General features: G+C 64.4%; 21 protein-coding genes. 9 read left to right on the forward strand and 12 right to left on the reverse strand.

Annotated elements, in window-relative coordinates; genetic code table 11:
• Positions 1 to 82: 82 nt before the first annotated feature.
• On the reverse strand, positions 83 to 784 hold the full coding sequence (locus XH91_RS02215) for an RluA family pseudouridine synthase (RefSeq protein WP_164934306.1): 702 nt from the start codon (positions 782 to 784) through the stop codon (positions 83 to 85).
• 60 nt (positions 785 to 844) lie between these two features.
• Between XH91_RS02215 and ftsY the strand changes: the two genes are divergently transcribed.
• The gene (ftsY, locus tag XH91_RS02220) at positions 845 to 1,789 is read left to right on the forward strand and encodes a signal recognition particle-docking protein FtsY (RefSeq protein WP_128949075.1); all 945 of its coding nucleotides are present in this window, start codon (positions 845 to 847) and stop codon (positions 1,787 to 1,789) included.
• Between the two features lie 127 nt (positions 1,790 to 1,916).
• Positions 1,917 to 2,519: a septation protein A gene (locus tag XH91_RS02230; protein WP_128949076.1), complete on the forward strand. Its 603-nt coding sequence runs from the start codon at positions 1,917 to 1,919 to the stop codon at positions 2,517 to 2,519.
• Positions 2,520 to 2,719: 200 nt separating this feature from the next.
• On the opposite strand, the gene XH91_RS02235 is transcribed toward XH91_RS02230, so the two are convergent.
• The 5 genes from XH91_RS02235 to ccmA form a co-directional block, all read right to left on the reverse strand.
• Positions 2,720 to 3,313, reverse strand: a complete 594-nt coding sequence (locus tag XH91_RS02235; RefSeq protein WP_128949077.1) for a DsbE family thiol:disulfide interchange protein — start codon at positions 3,311 to 3,313, stop codon at positions 2,720 to 2,722.
• Complete coding sequence (ccmD, locus tag XH91_RS02240) at positions 3,310 to 3,507, reverse strand: heme exporter protein CcmD (RefSeq protein WP_128949078.1); 198 nt, start codon at positions 3,505 to 3,507, stop codon at positions 3,310 to 3,312. The genes XH91_RS02235 and ccmD overlap by 4 nt, the downstream gene beginning before the upstream one ends.
• Positions 3,504 to 4,289: a heme ABC transporter permease gene (locus tag XH91_RS02245; RefSeq protein WP_128949079.1), complete on the reverse strand. Its 786-nt coding sequence runs from the start codon at positions 4,287 to 4,289 to the stop codon at positions 3,504 to 3,506. Before XH91_RS02245 ends, ccmD begins: the two co-directional genes overlap by 4 nt.
• Before the next feature lie 76 nt (positions 4,290 to 4,365).
• The gene (gene ccmB, locus XH91_RS02250) at positions 4,366 to 5,034 is read right to left on the reverse strand and encodes a heme exporter protein CcmB (protein ID WP_128949080.1); all 669 of its coding nucleotides are present in this window, start codon (positions 5,032 to 5,034) and stop codon (positions 4,366 to 4,368) included.
• A 232-nt stretch (positions 5,035 to 5,266) separates the two neighbouring features.
• Complete coding sequence (gene ccmA, locus XH91_RS02255; RefSeq protein ID WP_128949081.1) at positions 5,267 to 5,869, reverse strand: heme ABC exporter ATP-binding protein CcmA; 603 nt, start codon at positions 5,867 to 5,869, stop codon at positions 5,267 to 5,269.
• 241 nt (positions 5,870 to 6,110) lie between these two features.
• On the opposite strand from ccmA, the gene acnA reads away from it, so the two are divergent.
• From acnA to XH91_RS02270, 3 genes are all read left to right on the forward strand, one after another.
• Entirely contained in the window at positions 6,111 to 8,831 is a 2,721-nt protein-coding gene (gene acnA, locus XH91_RS02260; protein ID WP_128949082.1) for an aconitate hydratase AcnA, read from the forward strand.
• 321 nt (positions 8,832 to 9,152) lie between these two features.
• Positions 9,153 to 9,932 carry a DUF1223 domain-containing protein gene (locus XH91_RS02265; protein WP_128949083.1) on the forward strand — a complete coding sequence of 260 codons (780 nt, stop codon included), beginning with the start codon at positions 9,153 to 9,155 and terminating at the stop codon, positions 9,930 to 9,932.
• Between the two features lie 578 nt (positions 9,933 to 10,510).
• Entirely contained in the window at positions 10,511 to 10,882 is a 372-nt protein-coding gene (locus XH91_RS02270; RefSeq protein WP_128949084.1) for a DUF2794 domain-containing protein, read from the forward strand.
• Between the two features lie 87 nt (positions 10,883 to 10,969).
• On the opposite strand, the gene XH91_RS02275 is transcribed toward XH91_RS02270, so the two are convergent.
• The 4 genes from XH91_RS02275 to XH91_RS02290 form a co-directional block, all read right to left on the reverse strand.
• Positions 10,970 to 11,500 (reverse strand): GNAT family N-acetyltransferase, encoded by a 531-nt coding sequence (locus XH91_RS02275; protein WP_128949085.1) that lies wholly within the window; start codon positions 11,498 to 11,500, stop codon positions 10,970 to 10,972.
• Between the two features lie 119 nt (positions 11,501 to 11,619).
• The gene (locus XH91_RS02280) at positions 11,620 to 12,411 is read right to left on the reverse strand and encodes a Bax inhibitor-1/YccA family protein (protein ID WP_164934304.1); all 792 of its coding nucleotides are present in this window, start codon (positions 12,409 to 12,411) and stop codon (positions 11,620 to 11,622) included.
• 282 nt (positions 12,412 to 12,693) lie between these two features.
• The gene (locus tag XH91_RS02285) at positions 12,694 to 15,264 is read right to left on the reverse strand and encodes an ABC transporter permease (RefSeq protein WP_128949087.1); all 2,571 of its coding nucleotides are present in this window, start codon (positions 15,262 to 15,264) and stop codon (positions 12,694 to 12,696) included.
• Positions 15,261 to 15,983 (reverse strand): ABC transporter ATP-binding protein, encoded by a 723-nt coding sequence (locus XH91_RS02290; RefSeq protein ID WP_128949088.1) that lies wholly within the window; start codon positions 15,981 to 15,983, stop codon positions 15,261 to 15,263. The genes XH91_RS02285 and XH91_RS02290 overlap by 4 nt, the downstream gene beginning before the upstream one ends.
• 55 nt (positions 15,984 to 16,038) lie before the next feature.
• Between XH91_RS02290 and XH91_RS02295 the strand changes: the two genes are divergently transcribed.
• Complete coding sequence (locus XH91_RS02295; protein WP_164934305.1) at positions 16,039 to 16,674, forward strand: arylesterase; 636 nt, start codon at positions 16,039 to 16,041, stop codon at positions 16,672 to 16,674.
• A 174-nt stretch (positions 16,675 to 16,848) separates the two neighbouring features.
• Positions 16,849 to 17,385, forward strand: coding sequence for an RNA 2',3'-cyclic phosphodiesterase (thpR, locus tag XH91_RS02300; protein ID WP_128949089.1), 537 nt, complete (start codon positions 16,849 to 16,851; stop codon positions 17,383 to 17,385).
• 18 nt (positions 17,386 to 17,403) lie between these two features.
• On the opposite strand, the gene XH91_RS02305 is transcribed toward thpR, so the two are convergent.
• Positions 17,404 to 17,808, reverse strand: coding sequence for a type II toxin-antitoxin system VapC family toxin (locus tag XH91_RS02305; RefSeq protein ID WP_128949090.1), 405 nt, complete (start codon positions 17,806 to 17,808; stop codon positions 17,404 to 17,406).
• Positions 17,808 to 18,062, reverse strand: coding sequence for a type II toxin-antitoxin system VapB family antitoxin (locus XH91_RS02310; protein WP_128949091.1), 255 nt, complete (start codon positions 18,060 to 18,062; stop codon positions 17,808 to 17,810). Before XH91_RS02310 ends, XH91_RS02305 begins: the two co-directional genes overlap by 1 nt.
• Positions 18,063 to 18,257: 195 nt before the next feature.
• On the opposite strand from XH91_RS02310, the gene zapE reads away from it, so the two are divergent.
• Together zapE and mdh are read left to right on the forward strand one after the other, a co-directional pair.
• Complete coding sequence (gene zapE, locus XH91_RS02315) at positions 18,258 to 19,445, forward strand: cell division protein ZapE (RefSeq protein ID WP_128949092.1); 1,188 nt, start codon at positions 18,258 to 18,260, stop codon at positions 19,443 to 19,445.
• Positions 19,446 to 19,707: 262 nt separating this feature from the next.
• The gene (gene mdh, locus XH91_RS02320; RefSeq protein ID WP_128949093.1) at positions 19,708 to 20,676 is read left to right on the forward strand and encodes a malate dehydrogenase; all 969 of its coding nucleotides are present in this window, start codon (positions 19,708 to 19,710) and stop codon (positions 20,674 to 20,676) included.
• Positions 20,677 to 20,777 lie beyond the last annotated feature (101 nt).

Consider the following 20,777-nt stretch of genomic DNA (forward strand, 5'->3'; position numbering starts at 1 on the left):
CGGATGGGAGGCTTGTTCTAAGCAACCGCCATCATGACCGACGAGCACTGAACGTTTCGTAAACCATGCCTCCGGGCCGCCACTATTCCCCGTTCCAGCCGCAGGCGCGGAGCTTGTCTTGCATGTGGGGCGGGGCCGGTGCGACCACGCGGACCGGCTCCTTGTTCCGGGAGATCGGCACCACGATCTCGCGGGAATGCAGATGCAGCTTCGGCTCGCCGAAGCGCGGGCCGTTGCCATAAATATTATCGCCGAAGATCGGCCAGCCGGTCGCCGACGAATGCACCCGTAATTGATGGGTGCGCCCCGTGACCGGTTCCATGGCGATCCAGGTAAAGCCATCGCCCCGGCCCATCACTTTCCAGTTGGTGATGGCCTTCTGGCCCTCCGGATCGGGCTTCTGCCACCAGCCGCGCTCGGCGTTCAGCCGGCCGAGCGGCATGTCGATGGTGCCCTCGTCCTCGGCCGGGCCGCCCTCGACCACGGTCCAGTAGGTCTTGCCGATCTTGCCATGCTTGAACAAAAGGCCGAGCGAGGCGGTGGCCTTGCGATGACGGCCGAGCACGAGGCAGCCGGAGGTGTCCTTGTCCAGCCGGTGGGCCAGCACCGGCGGCCGCGGCAGGCCGAACCGAAGCGCGTCGAAGGAGTCCTCCAGATTGGGCCCGCCCTTGGGGCCGCGATGCACCGGCAGCCCGGCCGGCTTGTCGATCACCAGCATCAAGCCGTCGCGGTGGAGCACGCGGCCCAGGATCTCCTCAGCGGTCAATTCGGGAACATCGAGCAATTGCGAGACTTTCGGACAAGACTTTCGTTTGACCGCGGGAACGGCTAACACACCGCCACCATGAACGATACCACTGACACCCCCAAGCTGAGCTGGTGGCGCCGCCTGTCCAACGGGCTGAAGCGCACCTCGTCCTCGCTCGGGACCGCGGTCGCCGATCTCGTCACCAAGCGCAAGCTCGACCGCGCCATGCTCGACGACATCGAGGACGTGCTGCTGCGCGCCGACCTCGGGACGTCAGTCGCAGCGCGGATCGCCGACGCCGTCGGCACCGGGCGTTACGACAAGGCGATTTCGGCCGACGAGGTCAAGGACGTGGTCGCGACCGAGGTCGAGAAGGTGCTGGCGCCGGTGGCCAAGCCGCTCGAGATCGATGCGGCCAGGAAGCCGTTCGTCATCCTCGTGGTCGGCGTCAACGGCTCCGGCAAGACCACGACGATTGGAAAACTCTCGCAGAAATTCGCATCCGAAGGCCGCAAGGTGATGCTGGCCGCCGGCGACACGTTTCGTGCAGCGGCCATCGAGCAGCTCAAGGTCTGGGGCGAACGGACCAGGACGCCTGTCGTCGCCGGCGCGCAGGGCTCGGATTCGGCGAGTCTCGCCTTCAACGCGCTGACGGCGGCGAAAGAGCAGGGCATCGACGTGCTGCTGATCGACACCGCCGGTCGCCTGCAGAACAAGGCCGAGCTGATGAACGAGCTCGAAAAGGTCGTGCGCGTCATCCGGAAGGTGGATGCTTCGGCGCCGCACGCGGTGCTGCTCGTGCTGGATGCGACCGTCGGCCAGAACGCGCTGTCGCAGGTCGAGGCCTTCCATCGCACCGCAGGCGTCACCGGCCTCGTGATGACCAAGCTCGACGGCACCGCACGCGGCGGCATCCTGGTGGCGCTTGCAGAAAAGTTCAAATTGCCGGTGCATTTCATCGGCGTCGGCGAAGGCGTCGACGATCTCGCGCCGTTCACCGCGCGCGATTTCGCCCGCGCCATCGCCGGAATCGAAACGTAGGTCCCTTTCGTCATCCCCCGCGAAAGCGGGGGATCCAGTATTCCGAGGCGCCTGTGGTCTACAACCAGCGGCGCGGCGTACTGGATGCCCCGCCTGCGCGGGGCATGACAACAACAAAGGTCAGGTAATGGACAAGACCCAGCCGCATCCGCTGTTCAAGCTTGCGACCGAGCTTGGTCCGCTGCTCGTGTTCTTCTTCGTCAATGCGAAGTTCAATCTGTTCGCCGCCACCGGCGCCTTCATGGTCGCGATCGTGGCGGCAATGGCCGCCTCCTATGTGGTGACGCGTCACGTCCCGATCATGGCGATCGTGACGGGCGTGATCGTGCTGGTGTTCGGCACGCTGACGCTGGTGCTGCACGACGAGACCTTCATCAAGGTCAAGCCGACCATCATCTACGGCCTGTTCGCCGCGATCCTCGGCGGCGGCCTGTTGTTCGGTCGCTCCTTCATCGCCGTGATGTTCGACCAGATGTTCAATCTGACGCCGCGGGGCTGGCGGATCCTGACGTTGCGTTGGGCGCTGTTCTTCGCCGGCATGGCGGTGCTCAACGAGATCGTCTGGCGCACCCAGAGCACCGACTTCTGGGTGAACTTCAAGGTGTTCGGGGTCACGCCCATCACCATGATCTTCGCCATCGCGCAGATGCCGCTGACCAAGCGCTATGGGGTCGAGCCGGTGTCGCTGGAGACCAGCGAGGCCGAGGCGGGGGACGTGCGGAAAGGGTAAGCTCTCTCAGTTCGTCATTGCGGCTGACGCGCATCCACATACTCAACTGTCATCGCCCGGCTTGACCGGGCGATCTAGTATTCCGGAGACAGTCGTGAGATGCGGAGAGGCCCCGGCGTACTGGATGCCCAGGTCAAGTCAGGTCAAGCCGGGGCATGAGAGCCGTGTGGAGGCGCTTCTCCGCTTACATGGGCCCGGCGTCAGCTCCCTGCCTTCAACGCCTTTTCCATCTGCGGCAGCAACACCGTCCGGAAATTCTCCGGCGTGATCGGGCCAACCAGCTTGTAGACGATGGTGCCCTCGCGGCCGACGACGAATGTCTCCGGCACACCATAGACGCCCCATTCGATTGAGGCGCGGCCGTTGGCGTCGGCGCCGACACGGCCGAACGGGTTGCCGTAGCGGCCGAGGAAGCGACGGGCGTTGTCGGGCGTATCCTTGTAGTTGATGCCGACGAGCTGGAAGCGCTTGTCCTTGGCAAGTTCGGTCAGGAGCGGGGCTTCATCATGACAAGGCACGCACCAGGACGCCCAGACATTGACAAGGCTGACCTTGCCCTTGAACGCGGCGGGGTCGAGCCCGGGCACCTGCGCGTTGTCGGCCTGCAGTCCCTCCAGCGGCGGCAGCGTGGTCTGCGGTGCGGGGTGGCCGATCAGCGCGGACGGAATCCGCGAGGGATCACCGCTGCCGAGCCGAAACCAGAACAGCACCGCAAGTCCGATGAAGGCGAGCAGCGGCAGCACCATCAGGAAAGTGCGGCGCTGCGGTGGTGCCGAGGTCGTTTGATCGCTCATGTCGTTGTTCTTGGCGTGCCCGTCGCGGTGCGGCCCGAGCGGCGCGTGACGCCGCTACGCTCGAGCTCGCGCAGGCGTCCGGTTTGATTGCGGTAGTCGATGATGACCCAACCGATCAGGAGTGCGACCACGATGCCTGCGGCAGCATAGGACGTCACGATGAAGGACGCATAAGGGCCAAGCGACATCGTCATGCAACCCCTTTCGATGCGTTTTCTTGCCGAGAACCGCTTCCTGCCTCGCTCGAAAACGCGACGCGGCTCGCCTGCATCATCTGCAAGGAGCGCACGCGCCGGCGCAAGATCTCATTGCGCATCGCCGCCACATGCAGCGTGACGAACAGCAGCGTGAACGCGACCGCCATCACCAGCAGCGGAACCAGAAACGCCTTGTCAAGCGTCGAGCCGCCCATGCGCATCACCGAGGCCGGCTGGTGCAGCGTGTTCCACCAATCGACGGAGAATTTGATGATGGGAAGATTGAGCGCGCCGACCAGCGTCAGCACCGCCGCGGCACGCGCCGCGCGCGAGGGATCTTCCACCGCGCGCCACAGCGCCATCAGGCCGAGATACATCAGGAACAGGATCAGGACGGAGGTCAGGCGCGCATCCCATTCCCAATAGGTGCCCCACATCGGCCGGCCCCATAGCGAGCCCGTCAGCAGCGCGAGGAACGTGAAGCTGGCGCCGATGGGAGCTGCAGCTTTCGCCGCGACGTCGGCGAGCGGATGCCGCCACACCAGCGTGCCCAATGACGCGACGCTCATCACGCCCCAGACGAACATCGACAGCCACGCATTGGGCACGTGAATGAACATGATCTTCACGGTCGCGCCCTGCTGATAATCGTCGGGCGCAAGGGCGGATTGATAGAGGCCGATCGTGAGCAGGATGATGGTCGCGGCCGCAAGCCACGGCAGAACCCGCGCCGAGAGCGCGAGGAACCGTGTGGGGTTGGCGAGGTCGATCAGCGACATGGTATTCTGATAATCACAGGGAGACGCTCACGCAATCAGCATGAAAGCGCGCAGCGAAAGTTGATCGGGGTCAAGGTCAATCCAGCCCATGCTTCAGGCTCGCCGCCGCCGCGAACGGGCCGATCACGAGGCTGACCAGCGACAGGGCGCAGAGGATCGAGAAGGGCGCGCCGAACGACGATGGCCCCGTGATGGCGGCCTGCGAGGCGGCAACCCCGAAGATCAGCACGGGGATCGACAGCGGCAGCACCAGCACGGCCATCAACAGTCCGCCCCGATGCAGCGTCACCGCCAGCGCCGCACCGATCATGCCGGTGAAGGTCAGGGCAGGCGTGCCGGCCAGCAGCGTCAAAGCCACCGCGCCGGTGGCGACCATGTCGAGGTTGAGCAGCAGCCCGAGCACGGGGGTTGCGACGATCAGCGGCAGGCCGGCGGCCAGCCAATGCGCCAGCGCCTTGGCGGCGCAGGCCAGTTCCAGCGGCGTCCGGCTCATCGTGATCAAATCGAGCGAGCCGTCCTCATGATCGGCCATGAACAGCCGGTCCAGCGTCAGCAGGCTTGCCAGCAGCGCCCCGAGCCACAGGATCGCCGGCCCCAGCCGCGACAGCTGCGCCAGGTCCGGGCCCACGGCGAACGGCATCAGGACGACGACGGTCAGGAAGAACAGCACGCCGATCAGCGCCCCGCCGCCGACGCGGAGCGCGATCTTGATGTCCCGGCGGATCAGGGCGGCGAGGGCGGTCATAGGGGCCTCCCGACATGCCCAGCGGGCGGTGTGCTCCCTCCCCCGCTTGCGGGGGAGGGTTGGGGAGAGGGTATCTCGGCAACGACGACTCCCCCAGAGGAGAGAACCCTCACCCGGCGCTGCGCGCCGACCTCTCCCGCAAGCGGGAGAGGCGAGGGAGCCCGTGGCCACGGCTGCGCCCAAGGCGCCACAGCGCCGCCTGGCCGCTTGAAAAGCTGAGGGTCCCTCCGCTTCACGCCACACCCCCGATCCGCAACTCCCGCGAATCGATCCCCAGCGGTCCATGGGTCGCCGCGATGATCATTCCGCCCCTTGCGAGATGCTCCCGCATCAGCCCGCCAAACATGTCCTGGCCGGCCGCATCCAGCGCGTTGGTCGGCTCATCCAGCAGCCAGATCGGCCGTCGGACCGTCAGCAGCCGGGCCAGCGACAGCCGGCGGCGCTGTCCCGCCGACAGGAAGCCCGCAGGCAAATGGGTGGCATGGTCGAGGCCGACGGTGGCGAGGCTTTCAGCCGCGTCACTGCGCTCGCCGCCCAAGAATTCGGCCCAGAATGACAGATTTTCCGTCACGCTCAGCGCCGGCTTCAGCGCATCGCGATGGCCGAGATAGTGGCACTGCTCGGGCAACGTCATGTCGGTGTCGCCCCCGTCCAGTACGATCGTGCCGCCAGCCGGAATGAGCAAGCCCGCGATGAGCCTGAGCAGCGAGGTCTTGCCTGATCCGTTACGGCCGACGACTGCCACGGCCTCGCCCGAGGCCGCCTCGAAATCGAGCCCGGAAAACACCTCGCGGCCGCCGCGCACGCAGGTGATCCCGCGTCCGGCCAGCTGCATCTTGACTGGTACTAACCCGTTCACAGCCGGGCCTCAGGAAATCTTGGGGTAGCGCATCAGAATTTTTGGCTCGCGACTTGCTCGGTATTGTTGTGGCTGTGGCGGCGCGGTTAGAAAGCTTCTATAAGCCCGGAACTACTTGATGCAGCAACTCAACCTGCCCCTGCAAGCGACCCAGCCCTGCTACGCTGACGGTGTTAAAATACCCTGCCGGGTATAACTAACAATTGGGATTTCCTACATGACCTCGCTCGACAGCTTCAAATGCAAAAAGACCCTCAAGGTCGGCGCCAAGACCTATGTCTATTACAGCCTGCCCACGGCCGAGAAGAATGGTCTGAAGGGAATTTCGAAACTTCCCTATTCGATGAAGGTCCTGCTCGAGAACCTGCTGCGCAACGAGGACGGGCGCTCGGTCAAGAAAGAGGACATCGTCGCGGTCTCGAAATGGCTGCGCAAGAAGTCGCTGGAGCATGAGATCGCGTTCCGCCCCGCCCGCGTGCTGATGCAGGATTTCACCGGCGTTCCGGCCGTGGTCGACCTCGCTGCGATGCGCAACGCGATGCAGAAGCTCGGTGGTGATGCCGAGAAGATCAACCCGCTGGTGCCGGTCGACCTCGTCATCGACCATTCCGTGATCGTGAACTTCTTCGGCGACAACAAGGCTTTCGCCAAGAATGTCGCGGAAGAGTACAAGCAGAACCAGGAGCGCTACGAGTTCCTGAAGTGGGGCCAGAAGGCATTCTCGAACTTCTCGGTCGTGCCGCCCGGCACCGGCATCTGCCACCAGGTCAATCTCGAATATCTCTCCCAGACGGTCTGGACCAAGAAGGAGAAGATGACGGTCGGCAAGAAGACCGGCACCTTCGAGGTCGCCTATCCCGACTCGCTGGTCGGCACCGATTCCCACACCACCATGGTCAATGGTCTGGCCGTGCTCGGCTGGGGCGTCGGCGGCATCGAGGCGGAAGCCTGCATGCTCGGCCAGCCGCTGTCGATGCTGCTGCCCAACGTCGTCGGCTTCAAGCTGAAGGGCGCGATGAAGGAAGGCGTCACCGCGACCGACCTCGTGCTGACCGTGACGCAGATGCTGCGCAAGCTCGGCGTCGTCGGCAAGTTCGTCGAGTTCTTCGGCCCGGGCCTCGACAACCTCTCCGTCGCCGACAAGGCGACCATCGCCAACATGGCGCCCGAGTATGGCGCGACCTGCGGCTTCTTCCCTGTCGACGCCGCTGCGATCGACTACCTCAAGACGTCGGGGCGTGCCGCGCCGCGCGTCGCGCTGGTGCAAGCCTATGCCAAGGCGCAAGGGCTGTTCCGCACCGCCAAGTCGGCCGATCCGGTGTTCACGGAAACGCTGACGCTCGACCTCGCAGACGTCGTGCCGTCGATGGCCGGCCCGAAGCGTCCCGAAGGCCGCATCGCGCTGCCGTCGGTTGCCGAAGGTTTTTCGCTCGCGCTCGGCACCGAGTACAAGAAGGCCGAGGAGCCCAACAAGCGTTTTGCCGTCGAAGGCAAGAACTACGAGATCGGCCATGGCGACGTCGTCATCGCCGCCATCACGTCCTGCACCAACACCTCGAATCCGAGCGTGCTGATCGGTGCAGGCTTGCTTGCACGCAATGCCGCCGCCAAAGGCCTGAAGGCAAAGCCGTGGGTGAAGACCTCGCTGGCTCCGGGCAGCCAGGTGGTCGCGGGCTATCTCGCCGATTCCGGTCTGCAGGCCGATCTCGACAAGGTCGGCTTCAACCTGGTCGGCTTCGGCTGCACCACCTGCATCGGCAATTCCGGTCCGCTGCCGGAGGAGATCTCGAAGTCGATCAACGACAACGGCATCGTCGCCGCCGCCGTGCTCTCGGGTAACCGCAATTTCGAAGGCCGCGTCTCGCCTGACGTGCAGGCGAACTATCTGGCCTCGCCGCCGCTGGTCGTCGCGCACGCGCTCGCCGGCAGCGTCACCAAGAACCTCGCGGTCGAGCCGCTCGGCGAAGGCAAGGACGGCAAGCCGGTGTATCTGAAGGACATCTGGCCGACGACGAAGGAGATCAACGCCTTCATGAAGAAGTTCGTGACCGCGTCGATCTTCAAGAAGAAGTATGCCGACGTGTTCAAGGGCGATACCAACTGGCGCAAGATCAAGACGGTCGAGAGCGAGACCTATCGCTGGAACATGTCGTCGACCTACGTGCAGAACCCGCCCTATTTCGAAGGCATGAAAAAGGAGCCGGAGCCGGTCACCGATATCGTCGAGGCGCGCATCCTCGCCATGTTCGGCGACAAGATCACCACCGACCACATTTCGCCGGCCGGTTCGATCAAGCTCACCTCGCCCGCCGGCAAATACCTCAGCGAGCACCAGGTGCGTCCCGCCGACTTCAACCAGTACGGCACGCGCCGCGGCAACCATGAAGTCATGATGCGCGGCACCTTCGCCAACATCCGCATCAAGAACTTCATGCTGAAGGGTGCGGACGGAAACATCCCGGAAGGCGGTCTGACCAAGCACTGGCCGGACGGCGAGCAGATGTCGATCTACGACGCCGCGATGAAGTACCAGCAGGAGCAGGTGCCGCTCGTCGTGTTCGCCGGTGCCGAATATGGCAACGGCTCCTCGCGCGACTGGGCTGCGAAGGGCACGCGTCTGCTCGGTGTTCGCGCCGTGATCTGCCAGAGCTTCGAGCGCATCCATCGTTCGAACCTGGTCGGCATGGGCGTGCTGCCGCTGACCTTCGAGGACGGCACCTCCTGGTCGTCGCTCGGCCTCAAGGGCGACGAGAAGGTCACGCTGCGTGGCCTGGTCGGCGACCTCAAGCCGCGCCAGAAGCTGACCGCGGAGATCGTGTCCGGCGACGGTTCGCTGCAGCGCGTTTCGCTGCTCTGCCGCATCGATACGCTGGACGAACTCGATTACTACCGCAACGGCGGCATCCTGCACTACGTGCTGCGCAAGCTCGCGGCCTAGAGCATGATCCGGACCCGAAGGCCGCGTTAGCGCAAATTGTGCAGCGGTTTTCCGGAAAGATCATGCTCCAACAACAATCTAAAGTGCGCTCGGCGCACTTTAGCGCGCGAATTTGTGAACGGTGGCTCACCGCGACGTGAGTAGAAGGAAAAACGAAGGCGGCCTATCAAAAGGCCGCCTTCGTACGTTTGCGGTATGTTTCGGATGGGCCCGGCCGGCAAAATCCTGCTCTGGACGGTTGAATGTACTGCGCCCGTAAGACTACGGTGACCATCAGGCGATAAGATCTTCCCGCAACGAGCTACCTGTGTGACGTTCAACATGACTGGTATGATGGCTTCTAATTTCGTTTCGCGATGGTCCGGAGCATTCTGGTCAGGAGCACTCGGCATCTGCGCCATCGTCGCCGTCATCCGCCCCGCCCAGGCCGATCCCCGCGCCGTGGTCGAGCTCTTCACCTCCCAGGGCTGCTCCTCCTGCCCGCCTGCCGACAAGGTCATCGGCGATCTCGCCAAGGACCCCTCGATCATCGCGCTGAGCATGCCGATCGACTATTGGGATTATCTCGGCTGGAAAGACACGCTGGCGGATTCACGTTTCTCGGCGCGGCAGCGCGCCTATTCGCGCATGCGCGGTGACCGCGAGGTCTACACGCCGCAGGTCGTGGTCAACGGCGCCGCGCATGTCATCGGCAGCGACCGCTCCGGCATCGAGAACGCGATCGACAAGACCGACACGAGCGCGGGCATCATGAGCGTGCCGGTGACGATGTCGCTCGCGGGCAAGCAGATCAACGTGTCGGTCGCCGCGAGCAAGGAGCCGACGGTCTCGCATGGCGAGGTCTGGATCTGCTCGATCATGAAATCGGTGCCGATCGAAATCGGCCGCGGTGAGAATCGCGGGCAGCAGATCACCTACCACAACGTCGTACGCAATCTGCTCAAGGTCGGCGACTGGCACGGACATCCGGAAAGTTGGGCCGTCCCGATCGAGAATTTGACGTCGCGCGACAGCGTCGACGGCGCGGTGGTCTACGTCCAGGACGGCAGCCGCGATAAGCCCGGTCCGATGCTCGGCGCGGCGTACACGTCGCTGCACTAGACGCAAGCCTGGATCGTCTCCGCAAAATCAGTCTTCGTCATTCCGGGGCGCGCCTCCTGGCGCGAACCCGGAATCCATCGATCCACGATCCGAGCTGAGAAATGGATTCCGGGCTCGCGCTTCGCGCGCCCCGGAATGACGGAAAGAGCGGAAACATCCCGCCACAAACAAAAAAGGACCAACTCGCGTTGGCCCTCCTTGTCGCGCGTACAGACCCGATCCTGTTCGACCCCGGGGGGCTGGGGGCTGAGGAATCCGGAACCGAAAGGACCGGGTCAACGCACACTCATCTTTTCGCAATGCAGGGCGGCAGGCGGTGGGCGGAAAAGCGGCGATCCTGTGATTCCTGCTAACGATCCCGTGACGGTTTGCCGCTGAGAAGTTCCACCGTTGCGTGTGTCATGATTCGCTGCCGCTCAGTGAGGTGAACCCAGGTCCGCAGGGGGCGCGCTTCAGGAGTCCCTTGCAAGAGCCCCTTGCGGCGGGGAACAGTTGGCGCAATCATGCAGGTGTCATGATCCGCGGCTCCGGGGACGGTCTTCGCGGAGGCGGTCATGCTGACGCGATGGAGGCGCCCCATGAGTTTGACGTCGGAGGATGCCGATCCGAGCGAGCAGCGCGCAGTGGCGCGCCCCGCCGCTGCGAATGCCCAACCCGGCCGGGTGACGTTCAACCGGCTCGAGCTGCACCGAATTCTCAATCTCTATGGCCGCATGGTCGCCGACGGCGAGTGGCGCGACTATGCGATCGACTTCCTGAAAGACCGCGCGGTGTTCTCGGTCTATCGCCGCGCCTCCGAAGTGCCGATCTACCGCATCGAGAAAGATCCGCGGCTCGCGCGCAAGCAGGGCATGTACAGCGTGATCTCGGCGACCGGCCTGATCCTGCGCCGCGGCCACGAGCTCGAGCGCGTGCTGCTGGCGATCGATCGGAAATTGGCGGTGGTGTAGCGGCACAGATAGTGCCGCAAGGTGGGTTACGCCTGACGGTTTGCGCTTTGCGCAATCCGCGAGGCTAATCCACCCTACGAGACCGGATTACTTTTCCGGCACCGTCTCCGCGCCCTGGCCGAGATCGCGCTGCATCATCACCGTATCCAGCCAGCGGCCGAACTTCAGGCCGACATTGGGATGCGTGCCGATCATCTTGAAGCCGCCCCTGGTGTGCACGCCGATCGAACCGGCATTGGCGGAATCGCCGATCACGGCGATCATCTGGCGAAAGCCCCGCGCCTCGCATTCGCGGATCAGCCGCTCCAGGAGCAGTGAGCCGATGCCGCGGCGGTGGAAGGCGGGATCGAGATAGATCGAGTTCTCGACCGTGAAGCGATAGGCCGGGCGCGGCCGGTAGGCGCCGGCATAGGCATAGCCGGCGAGGCGGCTGTCGATGGTGGCTACGAAATAGGGATAGCCCCCGTCGACCAGCGCGCGATAGCGGCGCGTCATCTCGGCGAGATCAGGCGGATCAAGCTCGAACGTCGCGGTGCCCTCGCGGACAGCCTGCTGGTAGATGGCGGTGATGGCGGGGAGGTCGGCCTCGACAGTGGGCCTGATTTCAGGTGTGGACATGGAGGCGAGATTAGCAGGGGCTTTGGTGCGAGCAACGGCATTTCCGCATGGCGAGATGCCGCAAACAAAAACCCCGGCCTTTCGGCCGGGGCTCGTGTCCGTTCCCTCGGGTCTATCGCTTAGTCGCGCTGGCCGAGGAGCTGCAGCAGCAGCGTGAACAGGTTGATGAAGTTCAAGTACAGCGACAGCGCACCAGAGATCGCCGCGCGCTCGGCGATGTCGCCGCCGGCCGAGGCGTAGCCGTAGATGTAGTCGTTCTTCAGCCGCTGGGTGTCCCAGGCGGTGAGGCCCGCGAACACCAGGACGCCGACCACCGACACGATGAACTGCAGCGCCGTGCTGGCCAGGAACAGGTTCACCAAGCTCGCGATGATGATGCCGATCAGGCCCATGAACAGGAACGAGCCCATGCCGGTCATGTCACGCTTGGTGGTGTAGCCATAGAGGCTCAGCGCGCCGAACGTCGCCGCGGTGATGAAGAACACCCGCACGATCGAGGTGTGGGTGTACACCAGGAAGATCGAGGACAGCGAGATACCCATCAGCGCCGAGAACACCCAGAACAGGATCTGGGCGGTCGAGGGAGCCAGGCGGTTGATGCCGGCCGAGATCACGAACACCATGGCGAGCGGCGCCAGCATGAACAGATATTTCAGCGGGCTCACGAACATCGCGTAGCCGAACGGCGTCAGGAACAGCTTGCCGACACGGACGGCTTCCGGGGTCGGAACGTCGGTGACGGCAGCCATGTAAACTCCGAGCGCGGCGAGGCCGGTGATGGCGAGGCCAATGCTCATGTAATTGTAGATGCGCAGCATGTAGGCGCGCAGACCGGCATCGACCGTCGCGGCGTCAACACGCCCGGCGGCCCGGCCGAAAGGAGAAGCGTAATTGCGGTCTAGGTCCGACATGGTCGAATTCCCGTTGGTTGCCCGGTCTGGCATGGGGGTCGCCATGCCGCCGGTTCGTCAAATTCTATCTCGGATACCGATGCCTGCCGACATTAAATTTGGCTAACAATCGGGGCTCCGAACCCATCCGATATGTGGGAAACTAACACATCCGCTGCAACGGTCCACGCGCGGCCGAATGTCGCCCTTCCCGCGCAATCCTGACGTGAGCCTGACAAGCAAACGTGGTTAACCGCGGGAATCGCGCGATTCCGCTCCCGTGCGGCTGGTCGCTACCTTTTGTCACAAATTCCGCAACACCGTGGCGGGCTTTTTGTTCAACGCCAGCAGCGTTCCCGCAAGGCCGAGCCCGACGGTGACGACCAGGGCGGCGGCCACCACGCCGGCGGCGCTTGCGGCCTGCCAGACGAAAGTCAGCGTCATCAGCCGCGTCACGATCAACCAGGCCGCGATGCTGCCGGCGATCACGCCGAACACGGCAGTGGCGAACCCGATCAGCAGATATTCGAGCGCATAGGCGCCGAGCAGCCGCAACCGCGTCGCGCCCAGCGTCTTCAGGATCACCGCATCATAGACGCGGTGGCGATGGCCGGCGGCGAGTGCGCCGCCCAGCACCAGGATCGCCGAGATCAGCGTCACGGCGCTGGCGCCGCGGATCGCGAGCGCGAGATTAGTCACGACCGCGCCGACCGTCTCCATCACCTCGCGCACGCGAACGCTCGTCACCATCGGGTAAGCATCCGCGACCTGCTTGATGATCTTGCCGTCGCCGGTCGCATTGCCGCCGGCTTCGGTCAGTGTCGCGATGTGGGTATGCGGCGCGCCTTTGAAGGCATTGGGCGAGAACACCAGCACGAAATTGATGCCGAGTCCTTGCCAGTCGATGGTCCTGAGATTGCCGATTTTCGCCGGGATGTCGCGGCCGAGCACGTTGACGACGATTTCGTCGCCAAGCTTCAGGGAGAGCCCGTCGGCGATCCTCTTTTCCATCGAGACCAACGGCGGGCCGGAATAGTCGGCGCCCCACCATTCGCCCTCGACCACCTTGGAGCCCTTCGGCAACTCGCCGGTATAGGTCAGGCCGCGGTCGCTCTGCAGCACCCATTCGGAGTCCGTGGTGGGCTTGAGGTCCTCGGCACGGACGCCGCGGGCGGCGACGATGCGTCCGCGCAGCATCGGCACATCCTCGACCTTCGCGCCCGGCGCGATCTGGCGCAGATAATCGTCGAACGGGCCGGCCTGCGTGCTCGGAATGTCGATGAAGTAGAACGACGGCGCGCGGTCTGGCAGCGCGGCGAGGAACTGCCGGCGCAGATTGCCGTCGATCTGGGTGATGGTGACGAGCACGGCGAGGCCGAGGCCGAGCGACAGCACGACGGACGGCGTCAGCGCGCCCGGCCGATGAATGTTGGCGATCGCCAGCCGCAGCATGGTGAAGCGCGTGCGCGGCAGTTTTCGCGCGATTGCCATCAGCAGCGCGGCAACCGCGCGCAGCACCGCGAACACGACGACCGAGGAGACCACGAACACCGCAGCGATGCGCTTGTCGAAGGACAGGCCGATCACCACGGCAACCAGCAGCGCGACGACGACACCCATGAACACGAGATAGCCCAGCCGCGGCCGGTGCCATTCGGCGGCGATGGTGTCGCGGAACAGCGCCGCCACGGGCACGTCGTGGACGCGTCCGAGCGGCCACAGGCCGAAGGCGAGCGCGGTCAAAAGACCATAGACGAAGGCCAGCGCGAGCTCGTTCGCATGCACGGCCGGCACCACCGGCAGCGGCAGCAGCTTCCCGAACAGGCCGACGATGGCGAAAGGCATCGCAGCACCCAGCGCGAGGCCGATCACCGAGCCGATCGCGGCGAGCAGAACGACTTGCGCGAGATAGATGCCGAACACGTCCCGCCCCGTGGCGCCGACGGCCTTGAAGGCCGCGATCACCTCGAGCCGGCGGTCGATGTGGCTCTTCACGGCGTTGGCGACGCCGACGCTGCCGACCAAAAGCGCGGCGAGGCCGACCAGGGTCAGGAACTGCGTGAAGCGGCTGATATTGCGTTCGAGCTGCGGCGATGCATTGGAACGGCTGCGCACCTCCCAGCCGGCCTCCGGCGCGGCGTTGCGCGCGTCCGCGATGAAGGCGTCGGTGGCGCGGTCGCTGTTGGCGGTGTCAGGCAGTTTTACACGGTAGACCCAACGCACCAGGCTGCCGGGCTGGATCAGACCGGTGGCGCGCAGGGCGGCCTCGCTGATCAGGAAGCGCGGACCGAAGCCGATGCCCCCGGCGAGCTTGTCGGGCTCGGCCTCGACGGCGCTGCGGATCTGGAAGGTGGCCGAGCCGATGGTGACGCGGTCGCCGATCTTGAGCGACAGCCGCGCCAGCAGCGTCGGATCGGCGGCCGCTCCGAACGCGCCGTCCCTCTCCGCGAGCAGGTCGTTCAGCGGCAGCTGTGGCGCCAGCGTCAATTGGCCGAGCATCGGATAGGTGTCGTCGACGGCCTTCATCTCGACCAGCGCCAGCTTGCCGTCGGCCGAGCGCGCCATGCCGCGCAAGGTCGCGGCCACGGAGACGGTGCCGCGCGAACGCAGGAAGGCGACTTCTTCGGGTTTCGCTTCGCGTTGGAACAGCACGAACGACACATCGCCGCCGAGCAAGGTGCGGCCCTCGCCGGCGAGACCATCGCTGAGGCTCGCCGACACCGAGCCGACGCCCGATATCGCCATCACGCCGAGCGCGATGCAGGCGATGAAGACGTAAAAGCCGCGCAAGCCGCCGCGCAATTCGCGCAAGGCATAACGCAGCGACAGCGCGACGCCGTTCGGCTTCGCAAACGGTTCGATGGCGACGCTCATGCGTTGGTCGTCTGCGTGTCGATGCGGCCCGAGCGCAGGCGGATGACGCGATCGCAGCGATGCGCCAGCGAGGAATCGTGCGTGACCAGCACCAGGGTCATGCCGCGCTCCGCGTGCTTGGTGAAGAGCAGATCGACGATCTGTTTTCCCGTGGCTTCGTCGAGATTGCCGGTCGGCTCGTCCGCGACGAGGATGGCGGGATCGGGCGCCAGCGCGCGCGCCAGCGCCACGCGCTGCTGCTCGCCGCCCGAGAGCTGCGTCGGATAATGATGCAGGCGATCACCGAGCCCGACCGATTGCAGCTCTTCGGCCGCGCGCTTGTTGGCATCAGGGTTGCCGGCGAGCTCGAGCGGCACCGCGACGTTCTCCAGCGCCGTCATGGTCGGGATCAGATGGAAGGACTGGAAGACGATGCCGACCTGGCGGCCGCGGAAGCGGGCCAGCGCGTCCTCGTCGAGGGCATTGAAAGGCGTGCCTGACACCACCACCTCTCCACTATCAGGACGCTCCAGCCCCGCCATCACCATCAGCAGCGTGGATTTGCCCGAGCCTGACGGGCCGATCAGGCCGATCGTCTCCCCCGAGCCGACGCGCAAGCTGATATCCTTGAGGATGTGAACGCGAGCTGCCCCCGACCCCAATGAGAGGTTGACGTTGGAGATGGCGATGGTGTCCGCGGTCGTCGCGGCAAGCGAAGAAGGAGAGATGTGAGTGTCCATGGTCCGGTCATATGGCAAGTCCGATAGCGCGGTCGAGAGGCGTTACGGATTGTTCATGCACATAGCCGTGTTGATGCTCGCTTTGATGACGCTCGCCGATCCGGCCCGGGCCGACGTGGCAAAACCGATCAAGCTTGTCGTTCTCGGCGATTCCTTGAGTGCCGGTCTTGGCCTGCCGGGCCAGGACGCGTTTCCCGCCAAGCTGCAAAAAGCCTTGCAGGCCAAGGGCATAGTGGTCGACATGACCAATGCCGGTGTGTCGGGCGACACCGCGTCCGGCGGCCGCGACCGGCTCGACTGGTCAGTGCCCGAGGGAACCGAGGGTGTGATCGTCGAGCTCGGCGCCAACGATGCGATGCGCGGCATCGACCCTGACTTGACGCGGGCGGCGTTGACCGACATCGTTCAGCGTCTCAAGGCGCGCAAGATCGCCGTGATGTTGTGTGGCATGCTGGCGCCGCCGAATTTCGGCGCGGACTACGGCGCGCGCTTCAATTCGATTTATCCGGAACTGGCGAAACAGTTCGACGTGCCGCTCTATCCGTTTTTCCTCGACGGCGTCGCGGCAGATGCCAAGCTCAATCAGGCCGACGGCATTCATCCGACCGCTGAAGGCGTCGACATCGTCGTCGACAAGATGCTGCCCACCGTGGAGGCATTCGTGCGCACGATCGGCGAGCAACGCCGTTGAAAAGCAGGCAATGCTAACCCTAACACCCGGGGTTTTCCCGGTGTAGCCTTGGCAACACTTCGCAGAGTCACACAACTGCGATAGGAATCAGGGTACCGGTGATTCGTCGCCGGCTCTAATTTGGATAGGGTCCTTTCCCAGAGGACTGTACCCAAGCATCGGGAGTACGAAACGATGCCGCGTTTGTTCACTGGTCTGGAAATTCCGGCCGAGATCGGCCAGTCGCTTTCCAACTTGCGAGGTGGCCTCCCCGGCGCCCGGTGGATCGATCCCGAAAATTATCACGTCACTCTGCGCTTCATCGGCGATATCGATGGCGCCTCCGCCAACGAGATCGCGTCGATGTTGTTTCGCGTCGATCGCAAGCCCTTCGAAGTGAAGGTGCAGGGCTTGCAGAGCTTCGGCGGCCGCAAGCCGCGCGCGGTGGTCGCCACCATCGCACCGAGCAAGCCGCTGATGGATCTGCAGGCCGAGCTCGAACGCATGATGCAGCGGATCGGTCTCGATCCGGAAGGGCGCAAATTCATTCCGCATGTCACGCTGGCCCGGTTGCACGACGCCACCGACCGCGACGTCGCCGACTATCTCTCGATCCGCGGCTACTTCCCGAGCAAGGCCTTCATGGCGGAGCGTTTCGTGCTGTTCTCCTCGCGCGCATCGACCGGCGGCGGCCCGTATGTGGTCGAGGACGCTTACGAGCTGTGTGAGTGAGCTCTTTATCTCGGCCCACTAGCGCCGTGGCGCCACGCTCGATCGGCTGACGTCGGTCTTCGCAAAGTCCGCGCCTTTGAACAGCAGCGGTTCGCTGCGCGTCACAGCCAGCGCGTAAGAGAAGCAATCCCCATAGTTGAGCGATGCAACATGTCGCCCTTTCCCGTAGCGCCGCCAAGCTCGCCGTGCTGCATCGGCCTGGCCGGCATCGACTGCCACGATCTCGGCGCCGACCTTGACGAGCCACAGATCGAACTCGCGCCCGCCCGCATCACCTAGCCGAGTCTCGATCACCATCGTTGCTTCAAGCACCGTTGCTGCAGAGATCAGGCGGACCGGATCGTCCACGATCAGTCGCTCCATATCCGCTGCATCGTCTTCGTTGAACGCGATTGCCACGATCGCCGACGTATCGATTACCATCAGCGCGGCAATCCATTCTCATCGTATCCGACGATCTCCTCAGACGTGCGGTCATCCAGGACGCGCATTTCGCTCCAGCGCTTCCTGATTTCGGCCATGTCTTGAAGCAGCGCGTCTTTGTGAGTTTGACCGCCGAGCCGACGCAACCGCTCCTCGATGGCCCGCTTGGTCGCTGTCGTGATGTTCTCGCCGGTCAATTGCGCCAGACTCCGCGCCAACTGCTCCGTTTCAGGGTCCTTGATGCTAAGCGCCATGAGAGGTTCCTTGGTTCCTTAATAGGTATATTCTACCCAAGCTAAGCGCAAGAATTGATCCGTCGGCCGGACCTCGTGATGCACCCGCGCGAGGCTTCGCATCCATGCAGGATCTGTCCGCTGAGGGCAGGTGCGCATGAGCCGTTGCGCCAATACACTGTTGCAATTTCCGCCGGTCTCTGGCGGTAAAGGGCGATGCTCTCCACCCCAGACTCCTCCTTCAGCGAAGCTTATCAGGCCCAGATCGCGTCCGGAGCGATCGAGGCCGATGCCGCGCAGGCCGAAGTCGCCGAAGCCTATACGGCGCTCGACCTGCGGCTCGCGAACTACAGCCCCAAGCGCAAGCAGGGCCTGCTCGCCCGCCTGTTCAGCGGCGGCGATAAGGACGAGGCGCCGCGCGGGCTCTACATCCATGGCGAGGTCGGACGCGGCAAGACCATGCTGATGGACCTGTTCTTCCAGCACTCGAATGTCGAGCACAAGCGGCGCGCGCATTTCCACGAATTCATGGCCGACGTGCACGAGCGCATCTACGACTACCGCCAGAGTATCGCGCGCGGGCAGATCCCCGATGGCGACGTCATCGCGCTGACGGCGCAAGCGATCTTCGAGGAGAGCTGGCTGCTCTGCTTCGACGAATTCCACGTCACCGACATCGCGGACGCGATGATCCTGGGGCGCCTGTTCGCAAAACTGTTCGAGCTCGGCACCGTCGTTGTCGCAACCTCCAACGTCGCGCCCGATGATCTCTACAAGGGCGGTCTCAACCGCGCGCTGTTCCTGCCCTTCATCAAGCAGATCACCGACCACATGGACGTCTCGCGGCTCGACGCGCGCACCGACTTCCGGCTGGAGAAACTGCAGGGCGTGCCGATGTGGCTGACGCCTGCCGATGGCGATGCCGACGCCGCGCTCAATCGTGCCTGGGCGAAAATGACGGGCAATGCCAAATGCAAGTCACGCGACATCCAGATCAAGGGCCGCATCCTGCACGTGCCGTGTTCGGCCCATGGCGTGGCGCGCTTTGCCTTCGCCGATCTCTGCGAGAAGCCGCTGGGCGCATCCGACTACCTCAGGCTGGCGCACGACTATCACACCATCCTGGTCGACCATATTCCAGTGATGGACTTCTCCCAGCGCAACGCCGCCAAGCGTTTCATCACGCTGATCGACACGCTCTATGACAATGCCGTGAAGCTGATGGCCTCTGCCGATGCGAACCCGATCTCGCTGTATCTCGCCCATGAAGGCACCGAGGCCATGGAGTTCAAGCGGACGTCGTCGCGCCTGATCGAGATGAGCTCTGAATCCTATCTGGCGCTGCCTCACGGCCGCAAGGATTCCACCGCCAGCGGCTCCACCAAGGGCCTGGTCGAGACTTAAGTCCTATTCTCGCCGAAGGTACCGCTGTCATTCCGGGGCGCGACGAAGTCGCGAGCCCGGAATCCATCGCGCCACAAACTCTGCCGCCCGATGGATCCCGGGCCTGCGCCTGTCGGCGCATCCCGGAATGACGGAGCGGGTATGCTGCTCGCGATCTCGCCAAGCCCGACAATTGGGCATTGGGCGACTTGAACGGGGGAGGCGAAAGGGATAACCACCCATTCAGTTTTTCCCTCCTCACGTGTCTAAAGGACAGGTTCACATGGCGCGCGACAAGATTGCTTTGATTGGCTCCGGCCAGATCGGCGGAACGCTGGCTCACCTCATCGGCCTGAAAGAACTGGGCGACGTCGTGATGTTCGACATCGCCGAGGGCGTGCCGCAGGGCAAGGCGCTCGACATCGCGCAGTCCTCGCCGGTCGACGGTTTTGACGCGCACTACACCGGCGCGAATTCCTACGAAGCCCTCGACAACGCCAAGGTCTGCATCGTCACCGCCGGCGTGCCGCGCAAGCCGGGCATGAGCCGCGACGACCTCCTCTCCATCAACCTGAAGGTCATGGAGCAGGTCGGTGCCGGCATCAAGAAGTACGCTCCCGACGCATTCGTCATCTGCATCACCAACCCGCTCGACGCGATGGTCTGGGCGCTGCAGAAGGCATCGGGCCTGCCGCACAAGAAGGTTGTCGGCATGGCCGGCGTGCTCGACTCCGCGCGCTTCCGCTACTTCCTCGCCGACGAATTCAACGTCTCCGTCGAAGACGTCACCGCCTTCGTGCTCGGCGGCCATGGCGACACCATGGTGCCGCTGGTGAAGTACTCGACCGTCGCCGGCATTCCGCTGCCCGACCTCGTCAAGATGGGCTGGACCTCGCAGGCGCGCCTCGACGAGATCGTCGATCGCACCCGCAACGGCGGCGCCGAGATCGTCAACCTGCTCAAGACCGGTTCGGCCTTCTACGCCCCGGCCGCCTCGGCCATCGCGATGGCCGAGAGCTATCTGCGCGACAAGAAGCGCGTGCTGCCCTGCGCCGCCTATCTCAACGGCGAGTACAGCGTGAAGGACATGTATGTCGGCGTGCCCGTCGTGATCGGCTCCAAGGGCGTCGAGCGCGTCGTCGAGATCGAGCTCGCAGGCAAGGACCGCGAGGCCTTCGACAAGTCGGTCGGCGCGGTGCAGGGCTTGGTCGATGCCTGCAAGAAGATCGCGCCCGATCTTCTCGGCCGCTAAGACGCAAACAATCCCGCCGAAGACCGAAGTCAGGTCTTCGGCGGTTTCACTTCCGGACCCGGCTGCAACCCTTGCTGAAGGCTGGGCGGGTTCCGGACCCG

This window comes from Bradyrhizobium guangzhouense, from assembly GCF_004114955.1.
GTDB lineage: Bacteria > Pseudomonadota > Alphaproteobacteria > Rhizobiales > Xanthobacteraceae > Bradyrhizobium > Bradyrhizobium guangzhouense.

Bases quoted from the DNA above. Each gene is read 5' to 3' on its own strand.
- ftsY (WP_128949075.1), top strand. From the start codon at position 845: ATGAACGATACCACTGACACCCCCAAGCTGAGCTGGTGGCGCCGCCTG.
- XH91_RS02230 (WP_128949076.1), top strand. From the start codon at position 1,917: ATGGACAAGACCCAGCCGCATCCGCTGTTCAAGCTTGCGACCGAGCTT.
- XH91_RS02235 (WP_128949077.1), bottom strand. From the start codon at position 3,313: ATGAGCGATCAAACGACCTCGGCACCACCGCAGCGCCGCACTTTCCTG.
- ccmD (WP_128949078.1), bottom strand. From the start codon at position 3,507: ATGACGATGTCGCTTGGCCCTTATGCGTCCTTCATCGTGACGTCCTAT.
- XH91_RS02245 (WP_128949079.1), bottom strand. From the start codon at position 4,289: ATGTCGCTGATCGACCTCGCCAACCCCACACGGTTCCTCGCGCTCTCG.
- ccmB (WP_128949080.1), bottom strand. From the start codon at position 5,034: ATGACCGCCCTCGCCGCCCTGATCCGCCGGGACATCAAGATCGCGCTC.
- ccmA (WP_128949081.1), bottom strand. From the start codon at position 5,869: ATGCAGCTGGCCGGACGCGGGATCACCTGCGTGCGCGGCGGCCGCGAG.
- acnA (WP_128949082.1), top strand. From the start codon at position 6,111: ATGACCTCGCTCGACAGCTTCAAATGCAAAAAGACCCTCAAGGTCGGC.
- XH91_RS02265 (WP_128949083.1), top strand. From the start codon at position 9,153: ATGACTGGTATGATGGCTTCTAATTTCGTTTCGCGATGGTCCGGAGCA.
- XH91_RS02270 (WP_128949084.1), top strand. From the start codon at position 10,511: ATGAGTTTGACGTCGGAGGATGCCGATCCGAGCGAGCAGCGCGCAGTG.
- XH91_RS02275 (WP_128949085.1), bottom strand. From the start codon at position 11,500: ATGTCCACACCTGAAATCAGGCCCACTGTCGAGGCCGACCTCCCCGCC.
- XH91_RS02280 (WP_164934304.1), bottom strand. From the start codon at position 12,411: ATGTCGGACCTAGACCGCAATTACGCTTCTCCTTTCGGCCGGGCCGCC.
- XH91_RS02285 (WP_128949087.1), bottom strand. From the start codon at position 15,264: ATGAGCGTCGCCATCGAACCGTTTGCGAAGCCGAACGGCGTCGCGCTG.
- XH91_RS02290 (WP_128949088.1), bottom strand. From the start codon at position 15,983: ATGGACACTCACATCTCTCCTTCTTCGCTTGCCGCGACGACCGCGGAC.
- XH91_RS02295 (WP_164934305.1), top strand. From the start codon at position 16,039: ATGCACATAGCCGTGTTGATGCTCGCTTTGATGACGCTCGCCGATCCG.
- thpR (WP_128949089.1), top strand. From the start codon at position 16,849: ATGCCGCGTTTGTTCACTGGTCTGGAAATTCCGGCCGAGATCGGCCAG.
- XH91_RS02305 (WP_128949090.1), bottom strand. From the start codon at position 17,808: ATGGTAATCGATACGTCGGCGATCGTGGCAATCGCGTTCAACGAAGAC.
- XH91_RS02310 (WP_128949091.1), bottom strand. From the start codon at position 18,062: ATGGCGCTTAGCATCAAGGACCCTGAAACGGAGCAGTTGGCGCGGAGT.
- zapE (WP_128949092.1), top strand. From the start codon at position 18,258: ATGCTCTCCACCCCAGACTCCTCCTTCAGCGAAGCTTATCAGGCCCAG.
- mdh (WP_128949093.1), top strand. From the start codon at position 19,708: ATGGCGCGCGACAAGATTGCTTTGATTGGCTCCGGCCAGATCGGCGGA.